Source organism: Paenibacillus sp. J22P169 (assembly GCF_059691995.1).
Window position 1 is genome coordinate 162,408 of the sequence record NZ_JCAUAO010000010.1, and the last position, 14,767, is coordinate 177,174.

Here is a 14,767-nt window from a genome sequence, read left to right on the forward strand (position 1 = left end):
TCAGCTTCACATAGGAGAGGAAGGGTATCTGTGTCTAGAGATCAGATTGTTATTAAAGGAGCTAGGGCTCACAATCTTAAAAATATAGATGTCACCATCCCGCGTGATAAGTTCGTTGTTCTTACGGGCTTGAGTGGATCGGGGAAATCATCACTGGCCTTTGATACGATTTATGCGGAAGGGCAGCGGCGCTACGTGGAGTCGCTTTCTGCCTATGCGCGTCAATTTCTTGGGAATATGGATAAACCGGATGTTGATTCAATTGAAGGCTTATCACCAGCCATTTCAATCGACCAGAAAACTACAAGCCGTAATCCACGTTCCACGGTTGGAACCGTAACGGAGATTTACGACTATTTAAGGCTGTTGTTTGCTCGTATCGGGCGGCCGCACTGTCCTACCCATGGCATCGAGATTACTGCGCAAACCGTGGAACAAATGGTAGACCGGATTATGGAGTATCCGGAGCGTACGAAGATTCAAATCTTAGCGCCGCTTATTTCAGGACGTAAAGGTGAGCATTCTAAGCTATTTGTGGATGTTCAGAAGCAAGGGTTTGTGCGGGTGCGTGTTAACGGGGAAACCATGGACCTTTCAGAGAAAATTGAGCTCGACAAAAATAAAAAGCACACGATTGACGTGGTCGTCGACCGAATCGTGGTCAAAGATGATGTACAAACACGTCTAGCTGACTCCCTTGAAACAGCGCTGAAATTAGCGAATGGCCGTGTCATCGTGGATATTATGGATAAAGAGGAACTGCTGTTCAGCCAGAATCTAGCATGTCCGGAATGTGGATTCAGCGTAGAAGAGCTTGCGCCAAGGATGTTTTCGTTTAACAGCCCTTTCGGTGCTTGCCCGGATTGTGATGGTTTAGGCAGTCAAATGATCGTGGATCCAGATTTACTCGTTCCTGACAACAAGCTGACAATCGAAGAAGGGGCATTTGAAGCGTGGGCGGGCAGTACGTCCAACTACTATCCGCAGTTTCTTGCGGCTGTGTGTGAGCACTACAAGATCCCACGAAATGTACCTGTATCTGAGATCAGCAGCGACCAAATGAAGGTGATCTTGTATGGAACGGGTGGCGAGAAAATCCGTTTCCGTTATGAGAACGATATGGGCGCATCCAAAGAAGCGCTGGTTCCATTCGAAGGCATCATTCGCAACTTGGAACGCAGGTTCAAGGATACCTTCTCAGAGGGCATTCGCGAGCATATTCAGACTTACATGAGCACGAAGCCTTGTCCGAAATGTAAAGGACACCGCTTGAAGCCTGAAACACTTGCCGTAACGATTAATGGTAAGAACATCTCGCACGCAACTTCCCTTTCCATCGGAGAAGCGGAAGAATGGTTTAAGGGTCTGCAACTGAATGAGCGTGAGCTGACGATTTCGAATTTGATCCTCAAAGAAATTAGAGCACGTCTAGGGTTCCTCGTGAACGTCGGACTTGATTATTTGACGATGCACCGTGCGGCAGGTACCTTGTCAGGTGGAGAGGCGCAGCGGATTCGCTTGGCTACGCAAATCGGTTCGAGCCTCATGGGCGTCTTGTATATCCTCGATGAGCCGAGTATTGGTCTGCATCAACGGGATAACACACGACTAATCCAAACGCTTGAGCATATGCGGGATCTAGGCAACACACTCATCGTCGTTGAGCATGATGAAGACACGATGATGGCGGCCGATTACATCATTGATATCGGTCCTGGGGCCGGAATCCATGGTGGACAGGTTATTGCTCAAGGTACACCAACAGAGCTGATGAAGGATGAGAATTCCTTAACAGGTCAGTATTTGAGCGGCAAGCGTTTCATTCCGATTCCTGCGGTTCGACGCAAGCCGAATGGCAAATGGATCGAAGTGAAAGGCGCCAAAGAGAACAACTTGCGCAACGTATCTGCCAAAGTACCTTTAGGGGTATTCACTTGTGTAACTGGCGTGTCAGGTTCAGGGAAGAGTACGTTGATTAACGAAATTTTGTTCAAAACGCTATCCCGTGATTTGAACGGTGCGAAAGTTCGTCCCGGTGAGCATAAAGAAATTGTCGGATTAGAGCATATCGATAAGGTCATCGACATTGATCAGTCTCCAATCGGGCGTACACCACGTTCCAATCCAGCGACATACACAGGCGTATTCGATGATATCCGTGATGTGTACGCGAATACGAACGAAGCTAAGGTACGGGGTTATAAGAAAGGGCGCTTCAGCTTTAACGTGAAGGGCGGTCGTTGTGAAGCTTGTCGCGGCGACGGCATCATCAAGATTGAGATGCACTTCCTGCCTGACGTTTACGTACCTTGTGAAATCTGCAAAGGCAAACGGTACAACCGCGAGACGATGGAAGTGAAGTACAAAGGCAAGAGCATTTCGGAAGTGTTGGAGATGACGATCGAGGACGGCTGCGAGTTCTTCAAGAACTTGCCGCGTATTCATCGTAAGCTGAATACACTTCTCGATGTCGGCCTAGGCTACATGACCCTCGGCCAGCCAGCAACCACGCTGTCAGGCGGCGAAGCCCAGCGTGTGAAGCTCGCGGCGGAGCTGTACCGCCGCAGTACAGGCAAGACGATCTATATTCTGGATGAGCCCACGACGGGGCTCCACATCCATGATATCGATCGTCTCCTGAAGGTCCTCCACCGCCTCGTCGAGAGCGGTGAAACGGTATTGGTCATCGAGCATAACCTCGATGTCATCAAGACGGCGGACCACCTTATCGATCTAGGACCCGAAGGTGGTAACCGCGGGGGCTTGATCGTGGCGTCAGGCACGCCAGAGGATGTCGTGAAGGTGGCCGGGTCGTATACCGGCCAATATTTGAAGCCGATCCTTGAACGGGATCGCGTGCGTTCGGAAGACTATGCGAAGCGTATGGAGGTCCTAGAAGGCTCCGTTAGCTAAAAACGAACAAAAAAGCTTGGAATTGGGTGTTTCATTTGCCAATTCCATGCTTTTTCTTTTCGCAAGTGACTAAAATACCTAAAAGTTTGCTAAGACTTAATTGAATGATACAGGCTTCGACAATTTAACCCTCTATCAATCGTGATGAAAGTAGGCCTATAATAATAGTAAGTAACAGTGAACATCTCCCTCTACCTTAACCATTGACTAGATGAATGAGAGATATAGCAGTTCTAATCTAATTCATGTTATGGAGGCTAATAATGAAACCGACGTTAGAGCTTCAGGAAATTGTATCTGCTTTGGGAATTGATCCATTCCGATTTCTAGCATGGCAAGAGAAAGAGCTAGCTTACGCCGGATTGACCGAAATTCCGGAAGATGAAGATCACCGAGATGCGCTAGCCGTGTAAGAATAGTCTTCAGTTCCAATCGAACAAAGCCCGTACGGTATTCTCCGTACGGGCTTTGTTGTTCGCGGAAATCTAGGCAGGAGCAGAGTAATAAATAGTCGCGCAGATGGACATTTTATACGTACAAGGGATATTAAAGAAATCTGCCTGCGTAGCCTCGTCAAATAGGCCTAATCCCAAACAAAAGGTGACAAACTTGTTACACATCGATGCAACTACTTGCATCTCGTGTCCAATCGAGCTAACATAGTATTAAAATAGCAGGACGTGTGCCTTGCACCGAGTTACTATAAGGAGGTTTCACCATGTTATTCGCAGAAGCAGCTGAAGCATCAACAAGTACGTATACTAGCTTTGACATCTATGTGTTGATCTTCACAGTGATTATTGCCATTGCGGTGATCAGACAATTGATTAACCCTAAAAGAAATTTGTTTGCACTTGGATTTGGAACTGTTGCACTACTCGTTTTCCTATTCATGGACGTTGTCATGATCAAAGGCTGGTAGTACATAGAAGCAAACAAAAGCCCACAGGACTTTAGATCGGAAGATCTCTAGCCTGTGGGCTTTTTGGTTTGTTTAAATTACACCCACCACATTTCACCAAGAGGTTCCTTGATGAGAACTTGTTGTAGGTTTTGAACGGCTTTGGAGAAGCCTTCGTCAACGGACATTAAGCCGTCTTCATGCTCGATACTGACAACATAGTCATAACCAACCAGACGCAATGCGCTGATGATGTCTGCCCATACCTTCATATCGTGACCGAAGCCAACGGAGCGGAACTGCCAAGAACGATCCAGCATGTTCGTGTAGGACTGCATGTCCGTCACGCCAAAACGGTTCGTGTTATTGTAATCATGCGATGTATCCTTCGCGTGGAAGTGGTGAATGGCGTTAGCGCGTCCAAGAATTTGAACCGCTTGAACAGGGTCAATACCTTGCCACCACATGTGACTTGGATCTAGGTTGGCACCGATCACTTCACCTGCAGCTTCGCGAAGACGAAGAAGTGTAGCAGGTGTATGAACGGAGAAACCGCCATGAAGTTCTAGACCGATTTTGATGTTGCGATCAGCAGCGAATTTACCTGTTTCTTTCCAGTAAGGAATAACTTTGTTCGTCCACTGCCAGTCCAAAATCTCTTGGAAATCGTTCGGCCAAGGCGCTACCGGCCAGTTCGGATATTTGGCATCCTCATGGTCACCCGGGCAGCCTGAGAACGTATTAACCACAGGTACTTCTAGGCGTTCAGCCAATTCAATCGTTTGTATAATAGCATCGTGAAACTCTTTCGCGATGTGTTTTTGCGGGTGAAGAGGGTTACCGTGTGCGCTAAGTGCGCTAATCGTCAAACCGCGGGATTCTACAGCATGTTTAAAAGCCTTTAGTTTCCCTGCATCAGCAAGTAGTTCAGCTGGGTTGCAATGCGCAGTACCTGGGTAGCCGCCGGTACCAATCTCAACAGCGTCCAAGCCTTTCGCAGCAATATAATCCAGTGCTTCCTCGAAAGGTTTTCCACCGAAAAGAACCATAAAAACGCCTAACTTCATTCGATTACACCTCCATAATTGATAAAACAATCAGATCAAATTATACCACTATCATCCAGTAAAATGAAGCAAGCCTTTATAGATTCGAAGCACCGTATCGTAGTTGGAGCTGTAAATAATGACCGAGAACGTAACCAGTGTCTGTGTAACGAAGCATCGGAAGTAGAAGTATGCTTTGGATACCTTTTTCTTATTCACGGTCGTGAGTTTAAAGATATTCTCGATCGCGATAATGATGCCATGATACAGCCCGTAGAGGAAGTACAGCCACGTAAAGCCATGCCATAAGCCCATCAGCACCATGATCAGGATGGATAGGCTGGCTGTGAGCCCCGTAGAGGGCGTTTTACGTGAAAAGAACATGAAGATGTGATCCCGGAAAAAATCACCCAGCGTCGCATGCCAATTGCGCCAAAACTGCGTCATGGAAGGCGAGAAGAGAGGCTTTTTGAAGTTCTCAGGCATCGTATAGCCCATTAATCGGCCAAAGCCAATCGCCATATCGGAATAGCCGGAGAAATCAAAATAAATGAGTGCATAGAACCAGACTAGCAGAAATAACGATTGATGCGTGTGAAGCTCCTGCTTCAGGACGTGGTCGAACACCCCAGTCATCCAGGTGACTACGACGATCTTTTTAAATAAGCCTAAGATAATACGCTTAATACTGTCTTCAAACAGCTTAGCATCTACGGTGTAGGGCTTTTTGCTGTCGGCCATAAAGTCGCGGAATTTCAGAATCGGTCCGGAGGTAAAGGTCGGAATGAACAACAGATAGTTAGCATAATCAATGGCCGGCACTTCGCCTTCTTTTCCAAAGAAATAAGCGAAATAATACGAATCAATCACTTTGAGAACGTTGTAAATGAGACCTAAATAAATAATGGCATCAAAGAGGGGACTGGTGAAAACACCCATAACGAAAAAACGAACACCGAGAAAGACGCCAACGATATTCGCGGCGATACCGAAAATAAAGGTAGCCTTCCGCCAAATCGTCGTCCGGCACAGATACACAAACCCGAGATAATTAATAATCGTAAAAGCAGCGTAGAAAACGACAAGCTTCTTACTAAACAACAGTAGAAAGCACAGGCTGAATATGATCATCAAAATGCGCTTATTATCCGCCCACTTGCGGGTGAGCATCAGAACGGCAATCATGCCACTCATCGCGACCATCGCGTTCATGTGCATATAAAACATAGCTAAAGAACTCCTCGCTTGCTAGATCTTAGAACTTCTCGTAGATGAACAATCCCTTGCCGGTAAAATAAATGAAAACCAAGTAAAGCATCACGAGGTAGATGAGGATTTCGACGGTTTTCCTAAGGAATTTAACCATGTGTCAACCTCCTTCGTAAATAGCGGCGCGCCATCTTCCCGGTTCAGGTGAACAAGGTCGTGGAAATAACGTGGATCAAAAGTATGCATGAGATCTAATGTCGGAACGTCAGCAGCTTTAAGCTGGCTATTGACCGCTTCCTTCAGGGAAGCCACATAGGGCGGATCAGCGTAGCCTTTGTTCCACGGCATCCAAATCACACGCAGCGCGAGCTCATGTTCATCGGCATATTGGAGAACCCACTGTAAAGCGTCCAGATTGTCTTGGAAATCTTTCAAGGTCATGGCGCCGAACCGTTTGTCGTAGTCGTCCCACTTCACTTTGAGCGCTGCGTCGTCTTTGCGTCCTGGGTACAGCTCCTTATCAATCCAGCGCGGTTCATAGGCCAGGCTACCTTTGCTTAAATTACGAGCAAATTCGGTACCCGAATCACGGAAGTAATCGCGGTACGTATACACATAAGGCTGGTACCAAGGCTTGAACCACTGATAAGTTGGATCTGTTTCCAGAGCGTCGAGCATCGTATGCACGTCGATACCAATGACAAGTTCATCCTTCACCTGATAAAGGTCGTCCTTCAGGATGCCCTTCAGATCAGTCAGCTTCCCATAAGAAAGCCCCATCTCGATCAAGTGAGCGTCGGACTTCTCTTCGATATAAGCGCCAGTAACGGACGAATTACCGAAGAAAACCGGACCCGTATGGGACCAGCTATGGTGGTAGAGCGTTTTGGTGAAGTCGTTTTTGTAAAAACGGCGCGAAGACGCCATCGGGTTCCACCAAGAAATGAGCAGGTCGGAGACGACGATGGCGAGCAGGAGGCCGAGTGCAAAGCTATTTTTTTTGAGAAAAGCAGCGGTTGCTTTCAATAGAATCACTCATTATCTTCGTAGTGGTTAAAATGAAACCCAAGGACTCGTTCTTATACCACGAGAACCCTGGGATAAATTGATGTAAGACTTACAAAGCTTTCTCTTGCCAAGCGTGGAACTGATCACGGAACGTGGCAGGCCATTGCTGCTCATCGAGACCGTACTGTGCGAGGAACGCGAACGCCCAGCGCTCAATACCAAAGCCTACACAGCCCGTAACGGCGTTACGTTTACCCATTTTAATATTAAACGCATTTCCGAATGTGTTGCTATGGAAATTGACGGAGGAACAAGCGATTGACTTCTTCACATGTGGAATCGTCAAGCGAAGCTCATACTTCATCTCCTGGTTGCGTTGGAAAGAGGCTTTTACTTGGAAATCGTTCGTGAAGAACGGATCGTTCGCGATTTCCAACATGCTGTCTACGTTCCACTCTACCGCCAACTCTTTCAAATACTCGATCGACTTCAAGCGGTTTTCTTTGACGAAATCAGGCTTACCGACGAAAATAATTTCACGCATCGAGAAATCGAGCAGGCGACCGAAGTCGGAGTGATTTTTGGACTCGAAACGATGACATTTCGCAATAGCGGTCACGACAATGCCGTCGCCTTCTAGTGTCTCATTCTCAAGCCCTTCATAGCAGTGATAGCATGTGGAAGGATTCATCATGAAATTGGGCTTAACCATGTTATTGTCCATGGCCAAAGGCTTCTCTTGATCCCAACCGCCAGCTTCACGGATAGACTGGGAGAATGACTCGATGACATCGAGATCCTCACGCAGATGCGTGACGAAATGAATGTGCTCAGGGAACGAAGTGAAGTGATTCGTTTTGTTCAACGTATGACTGTGAATCACAGCTGGATACTGCTCTTCCTGCATCCCTTCAAAACGCTTCGCAATCTTCGTTACGAATGAATAGTCAAGGAAACGCATTAAGCTGGAGAAAGGTTCACGGAAAATGAAGAGACCTGGCTCGAGCACCTTAATGGCTTTGCGTTCGACCAATTCAGCGATAATGTCACCTTCATAAGGCGTGTCGACTTTGTTTTCGAACAGGATATTCTCTTTGAAGCCGAAATCACCGTGGGAGAAACGCTCGATGAGACGCTCAACGCGTTCAATAATGCCCTTATCTCCATTCGGAGAGTTATGAGTAATGTGAATGTGACCATCGATTAGCGCGATATCTTGAATATGCTCATCTGCGAAAGCGGAGGCATATTTGACTTGTCCGTGTTGGCTTTCTGCTAAACCGGCTAATGAAATTTTACAAGTATTCATGAATCAGTTACCTCGCAGTCTTCTTGGAAATAAATTCGGCAATCTCACTCACCGTGTTCATCGGATAGAGCATCAAATCTTGGTTCGTTACTTGCAGGCTGTACGTTTTCTCAATGTGAGCGATAAGTGCAGTCGCCCCAACGGAATCAATAAAACCATAATCGAACAAATGAACATCAACATCGAAATCGTCATCGTCCTCGGCAATTTCGTAACGCTCGCGAATATGCTGCTCTAGCTCTTCTAACAAATTAGACATGGGGGAAAGCCTCCTGATTCAAATATAAAGTAAGTAAATGTTAATTACTGTGCAGGCTTGACAGGACCTGTAAAAGTAAGTGTCGTCACGTCACCGTATCGGGTCAGTGTGTATGTGTGCGTTGGTGCATCATAAGTAAGTGTAACATCCTCAGAAGGATTGAACGTAAGCTCGTCAGGACTAAAGAATTTCACTTGTTGCAGACCAGCGGATTCAAGCTTCAACTGATAGGTGTTTCCTTCATCCGTAAGGGTAAAAGGGATATTCGAACGGACAACATGGAACTGTTGCGACGATGGGCCCACACGAACTTCAGTCTTCTTCGCTAATCCTAGATAAAACTTGTTCTCGATCGTGGTATAGATGTCGGAATCGCTTTGCAGGGAATATAAGGCGAGCTTATCCCCTTTTTCAATGATGACACCTAAGGTATCTGCATACTCTTCAGCTAAACGAGAAACACCTGAAGCCTCAGGCGACAACGTAGCGTGGAAGTGCGGATTACCTCCGCTGAGACGATCCTTCAATCGATCCCACAGGAAGGAACCCCAGGTTTGGCTGATCTTCACATCACTTTGCATAGCAGTTAAGAAAGATTTGGCCATCTGTGTTTCGGACATAAAGTTATAATCATGCTTCGTGCGAAGCTTGTCAAAGTAATCAGCAAATTCCGTTAAATTGGCAACCAGTTGAGGGTCAGGAAAATGGTATTCAATATGCTCGAAATAATCAATCGGCATATCAAGCTTCACCATCGACTCGAACACATCGGTGTTCGCATAGTCACCTGCTGGCCTAAGGACCGGTGTAGGAGCATGTATGAGCATCGTTGCATCAGTCTTTCCTTGCTCATCTTGTAAAAGGAACGGAAGCGACCAAATCGATTCTGGACGGGCGAGCACAGGTGATTCGGAAGGTAAGAAGCCGAAGTTGTACCACATGCCTTGCCCTTTTTCTGTAAGAAAAGTCTGATCATGATCTGGATTATTAATGCGCCAGGTGTGCTGATTCGTCCCTGGATGTAACCAAGGAATACCAAGCTTCTCAAAAGCTTGTTGATGCAGGTTGAACTCAGTTCTCTCGTCATCAGCACTCTTAAAATTATGCACAAATGTATGCGGATTTAGTTGTAAATGATTCTTCTGTGCATATTGAATGAACTCGTTTAACTCTGCTTTATAAGGAAAGTGCGGGTCATCGATCGACACAGGAGATCCGAATTCGATACCACCCACTAGGAGATCGTCGTTTCCGTCGTGATTGAGATCCAACCATAAAGGCACCGAGTAATGTCCAGCAACCAACGCATGGTTGCCGACCTGGTTCAAGGTTGTCCCTTCGAGGGGACCTTGTGCCGTCCAAGCGCCGTCGGCGCCTTGGAGGAACACCTGCAGGTCCCCGTCGCTGCTGCCGACCACGAGATCGCGTCGGCCGTCGCCGTTCATATCACGCACCGCTGGCGCGGCGTGCGTGGCCTTGTTCGGCAGCGTTGCAATCACGCTGCCTTGGTTTAGATCCAGGGCCGCTGCGCTGCGGCCCTGATACAGCCATACTCGTCCATCAGCTGCGCCTAGGACGAGGTCGAGCTTGCCGTCGCCGTTCACGTCGGCGACGGATGGGGCTGCAGGCCCTCCGGGCAGCTGCAGCTGGTTGCCGCCCACGTGCACGGCCGCGGGCTTACCGAACTTGCCGCTAGCGAGCTGCGGCAGTAGCTGTACGGCGCCGGACTCGTCGGAGACGACGAGGTCCGTGCGGCCATCCCCGTTCACGTCGGCGGCGTGAACGGCACTGTAAGGGCTGAGCTGGAGCGGTGCGCCGCTCTCCAGCAATAACTTCGCCGGCGCGCCGAACGTGTCGGGCAGCGCCATGCCCTTCGGCAGCGGCTCGCTTACGTAAGCCGCTGCATCTGGACCTTGATTCGTGTAGACATATACGAATCCATCACTGCTGCCGGCCAGCAAGTCCGTGCGGCCGTCGCCGTTCAGATCCGCGGCGGCCGGGTACGCGCGGTAGGGCAGTTCAATCGCGCTCTGAAGGTCGCGATAATCGGGAAATGCAGCTTGCCTTAAGGGAATGCCGGCAGCCATCACGTGCAGTCCGCTCGCGTAGCCGGAGCCGGGCAGCTCACCGACGAACGACGGCTTCGTGTTCGTTCCTGTGTTGAGCTGCACCGTCACGCTCTCGCGCCATTGCCCCCAGTAGAAGGCATTGCGCACGAGTGTAAACGAGGGAACCTCGTTATACTCCTTCAGCTTCTCCGCCCAGGCAATGCCGTCCTTTTGCTCGATTGCCGGCATCGCCTCGAAATGGTTCTGAAACGCCATCGCAGGCCGTCCATATGGCCCTAGACTTTTGCGAACGCTGAATCCAAGCGTTTCCTTAGCAACATACGCGAGCAACTCACTGCGATACTGCATGTTCGCCGCCGCCCAAGCAAAGTTAAAATAAGGCTCGATCGGCATCGCTCTTTTATTGAAGTAAGTCGTTCCTGATGTTGGCTTGCTTGCCGCTTGGTATTTCTCAGCGAGCTGGGCAAAGCCTAACTTCGGATCAGAGCCGCTCTTCATATCAAAGCCCGTAGGGAAGTACCGGTTCGGCAGGAAATTACTGCTGATGAGTACGGCACCTTTGCCCACACGATTGTGCAAGACAAGGGAGACTGGCTGCTTCGATTCGAATGCCTTATACATGTTGATAACGGATTGCCCCGTAGATGGATTAAAGCCATATCCAAGATTAAATCCAGGCATATCATCAATGGCATTATGTTTGAGATAGCTTTGTGTAAACAATTGAAATGTTTGCTGAATGCCCTGTAAATTAACAGACACTTGTGGATAGCCGAGCGTCAGTGAATCTAAAGTCTGAGGCGTTAAAGCTAAGTTGCCAATTGGAACTTTTTTCAAATCAACAAGATGTGCAGCACCAATGAAATCTAGCGGAAAGCGATCTGCAAATTCATTTTCCAACAGTAAATGGCCGCCCTGCTTCACGAAATCGATGAGCTTATCTGCTTGTTTCGACCATGCAGCATCTTGGGCTAATCCTGGATCCAAATACAAAGCGTCGTACTCACGAAGCTGACGATATGAGAGATGGGGTAAACTCTCTCTATCAATTTGAACGCCTGCTTGTAAGGTTTGCTGGAAATTACTATAGGCGGCGGTATCATAAGAATCCCCGCTCGTTGCGTATAGAAGCTTAGTTTCCTCGACTTTTGGCAAAAATAGAAGGGTTAGCACAATGACTACGAAGCCAAGGCTTAACCCGATCAGTAGTAGACGTACACGAATTTTCGACAAATTCAAAAGGATCCCTCGATTGCTAGAAAGGTCACTATCCTTGCCATTATAGCATTCATGGGTACGTTTGTTAACTTCTAAAGGCATGGAAACGCATTGTATTGTCGGATATTGGCTTTATGCGTAGTTATCTCCTGCCCTAGATTCCTACCTATCGTTTCTGTTACACTAAAGAGAAGACTTTGAGGGTTACCCGAGGATTGATATTGAAAGGATTTGCTGCCATGCGTACGATACGCAGAGAAGATGTAGAATTATTGGCCCCTGCGGGGGATTGGGATTGTTTGCGAGCGGCTGTTGCCAATGGGGCGGATGCCGTGTTTTTTGGTGTGGAGAAATTCAATGCGAGAGCGAGAGCGCATAACTTTACGATGGCTGAGCTGCCGGATATTATGTCGTTCCTTCATCTATATGGTGTACAGGGCTTCCTGACGTTTAACATTCTCGTGTTCGAGGAAGAGTTGAACGATGCGAAGCAGTTAATTGAAGCATGTGTTGATGCAGGCGTGGACGCAGTGATCGTGCAGGATTTGGGCTTGGTTAAAATGATTCGTGAAATCTCACCGGATTTCCCGATTCACGGCTCAACGCAGATGACGATTACATCGCCAGAGGCTGTTGAATTTACGAAACCGTTCGATATTGAGCGTGTCGTTCTCGGTCGTGAGAATAACCTGAAACAAATTAAGCAAATCGGCGATCAAGCGAAGCTTCCGATGGAAGTGTTCGTGCATGGTGCCCTTTGTGTGTCTTATTCAGGACAATGCTTAACCTCCGAAATGTGGGGAGGCCGTTCCGCTAACCGTGGCGAGTGCGCGCAAGCTTGTCGTTTGCCGTATGATCTGATGGTAGATGGCGTGCAAAAGCCGATGGGCGACGTCACCTATTTGCTGTCGCCGAAGGATTTGGCGGCCATTGAAATCGTACCTGAGCTAATCGAAGCAGGCGTTCGTTCTTTTAAAATTGAAGGGCGTCTGAAGACCCCTGAATATGTAGCCAATGTTGTGAGCAAATATCGCAAAGCGATTGATCGTTATTTCGATGGGCTGGATGCGCGTCCATCACGCGAGGAAGTACGTGAGTTACAGCAAAGCTTCTCACGCGGATTTACGGTTGGGTTCCTTCAAGGAACCAACAACAAGCAGTTAGTTGACGGCACGTTTCCGAAGAGCCGCGGGGTTTTCGTAGGCCGCATCAAGCAGATTCTGCGCGATGGCGTGATCTGTGAGCTAGAAGCGCCGCTGAAGCGCGGTGATGGTCTCGTATTCGACGCGGGGGATCCGACGAAGAAGGAAGAAGGCGGGCGCATCTACGATTTGCGCCGCAAAGGTGAGAAACTCGAAGGCGAAGCTGAGGGTGGAATCATTGAAATCGTCATGGGACGCAACGATGTAGAGCTTGGACGTTTGCACGTAGGCGATCGCATCTGGAAGACGAACGATCCAGCGCTGGACAAACGTCTACGTCAGACGTTTGAGACGGATAAGCCTTACCGTACTTTCCCGGTAAGCGTGAAGGTGAGCGGCGTCCTTGGTGAGACGCTGAAGAGCTGGTGGACGGATGTGAAAGGCGGTCACACCGTCTTCGTACAGTCCGAGCTTCCGCTGGTTCAAGCGGAAAAAAGACCAATGGACGAACAGCTCTTCACCGAGCAGTTCGGTCGCCTTGGCGGCACGATTTATGAGCTCAGTGAGCTGGATGTCCAGCTTGACGGTGCGCTTATCGTGCCGATGCGTGAGCTGAACAGCATGCGCCGCATGGCTGTCGAGTTAATGGAAGACGAGCGGCAGAAGCCGCGCGCGTACATCAAGCGCGAAGTCGGCGTGTATGACGACGTGCCGGTTTCTGTGACCGAGCACCACGCTGCTGTTACAGCTGTTAATGCACCTGCATTATCACTCGCGGATCGCAGCGCGGTCGAGTTGACTGCACTTTGCCGTAACCTGGATCAAGTGAAGGCAGTACTGGCAACGACGGACGTTGGCTTAATCTACGCTGATTTTGAATTCATTAAGCAGTTCCCTGCCGCAGTTGAAGCTGTGCATACCGCTGGTCGCAAGATCGCGCTAGTGACACCGCGGATTCATATGCCAGGGGAAACAGGCTACTTTAACAATATACTCAAGCTTAAGCCAGATGCGGTTCTTATTCGGAATACAGGCGCAGCCTTCTATTTCTTGAAGCATCGCCTAGAGAATCCGGATGCACCGCAACCGCAGCTGATCGGTGACTTCTCATTGAATGTAGCCAACCATAAGGCCGCAGATTTGTTCTTGGCTGCCGGGCTTTCGAAGGTTACGCCTTCGTATGACTTGAACATTCAGCAGATGGTTGACTTGCTTCGCCGCGCGGAGACATCCAAGCTTGAAGTAGTCATTCACCAGCACATGCCGATGTTCCACACCGAACACTGTGTGTACTGTACGTTCCTGAGTGAAGGAACTGACTTTACGAACTGTGGTCGTCCATGCGAGGAGAAACGTGTGTCCTTGCAGGACCGTGTGGGGATGTCTCATCCCGTGCGTGTTGATGAAGGCTGCCGGAATACCGTCTACAACGCGGTAGATCAATCGGGTGCGGAGTATTTAAACCACTTCATGGACTTGGGCATCCGCTCGTTCCGTGTAGAGTTCTTGGAAGAAACACCGGAGAAAGTAACAGAGATTCTTGATTTGTACCGCCGAGCGATTGATGGACAAATTAATGGCACACAAGTGTGGCGTTCCCTGAAGGCGACGAATCAGTTGGGTGTAACGAAGGGTACTTTGGTGAAATAACTAGTATATCCGAAAGCAGATTAAAGGCTGATCACTCAGTCTT

General features: G+C 48.6%; 10 protein-coding genes. 4 read left to right on the forward strand and 6 right to left on the reverse strand.

Annotation, left to right across the window (positions count from 1 at the left end; genetic code table 11):
- The first annotated feature begins 30 nt into the window (after positions 1–30).
- The 3 genes from uvrA to AC58QG_RS30790 all read left to right on the forward strand — a co-directional run bounded on the left by uvrA (position 31) and on the right by AC58QG_RS30790 (position 3,835).
- Positions 31–2,913: an excinuclease ABC subunit UvrA gene (gene uvrA, locus AC58QG_RS30780; protein ID WP_497365854.1), complete on the forward strand. Its 2,883-nt coding sequence runs from the start codon at positions 31–33 to the stop codon at positions 2,911–2,913.
- Between the two features lie 263 nt (positions 2,914–3,176).
- Positions 3,177–3,326: a hypothetical protein gene (locus AC58QG_RS30785; protein ID WP_497365855.1), complete on the forward strand. Its 150-nt coding sequence runs from the start codon at positions 3,177–3,179 to the stop codon at positions 3,324–3,326.
- A 305-nt stretch (positions 3,327–3,631) separates the two neighbouring features.
- Positions 3,632–3,835, forward strand: a complete 204-nt coding sequence (locus AC58QG_RS30790) for a hypothetical protein (protein ID WP_497365856.1) — start codon at positions 3,632–3,634, stop codon at positions 3,833–3,835.
- A gap of 77 nt (positions 3,836–3,912) precedes the next feature.
- On the opposite strand, the gene AC58QG_RS30795 is transcribed toward AC58QG_RS30790, so the two are convergent.
- The 6 genes from AC58QG_RS30795 to AC58QG_RS30820 form a co-directional block, all read right to left on the reverse strand.
- Positions 3,913–4,881 (reverse strand): sugar phosphate isomerase/epimerase family protein, encoded by a 969-nt coding sequence (locus AC58QG_RS30795; protein WP_497365857.1) that lies wholly within the window; start codon positions 4,879–4,881, stop codon positions 3,913–3,915.
- 51 nt (positions 4,882–4,932) lie between these two features.
- On the reverse strand, positions 4,933–6,087 hold the full coding sequence (locus AC58QG_RS30800) for an MBOAT family O-acyltransferase (RefSeq protein WP_497365858.1): 1,155 nt from the start codon (positions 6,085–6,087) through the stop codon (positions 4,933–4,935).
- A gap of 90 nt (positions 6,088–6,177) precedes the next feature.
- Complete coding sequence (locus AC58QG_RS30805) at positions 6,178–7,095, reverse strand: hypothetical protein (RefSeq protein ID WP_497365859.1); 918 nt, start codon at positions 7,093–7,095, stop codon at positions 6,178–6,180.
- Between the two features lie 91 nt (positions 7,096–7,186).
- The gene (locus tag AC58QG_RS30810) at positions 7,187–8,386 is read right to left on the reverse strand and encodes a class-II aminoacyl-tRNA synthetase family protein (RefSeq protein ID WP_497365860.1); all 1,200 of its coding nucleotides are present in this window, start codon (positions 8,384–8,386) and stop codon (positions 7,187–7,189) included.
- Positions 8,387–8,393: 7 nt separating this feature from the next.
- Positions 8,394–8,645: an acyl carrier protein gene (locus AC58QG_RS30815; protein ID WP_497365861.1), complete on the reverse strand. Its 252-nt coding sequence runs from the start codon at positions 8,643–8,645 to the stop codon at positions 8,394–8,396.
- Positions 8,646–8,689: 44 nt separating this feature from the next.
- Positions 8,690–11,953, reverse strand: coding sequence for an FG-GAP repeat domain-containing protein (locus tag AC58QG_RS30820; RefSeq protein WP_497365862.1), 3,264 nt, complete (start codon positions 11,951–11,953; stop codon positions 8,690–8,692).
- A gap of 218 nt (positions 11,954–12,171) precedes the next feature.
- Between AC58QG_RS30820 and AC58QG_RS30825 the strand changes: the two genes are divergently transcribed.
- Positions 12,172–14,724, forward strand: a complete 2,553-nt coding sequence (locus AC58QG_RS30825; protein ID WP_497365863.1) for a U32 family peptidase — start codon at positions 12,172–12,174, stop codon at positions 14,722–14,724.
- The last annotated feature ends 43 nt before the right edge of the window (positions 14,725–14,767 follow it).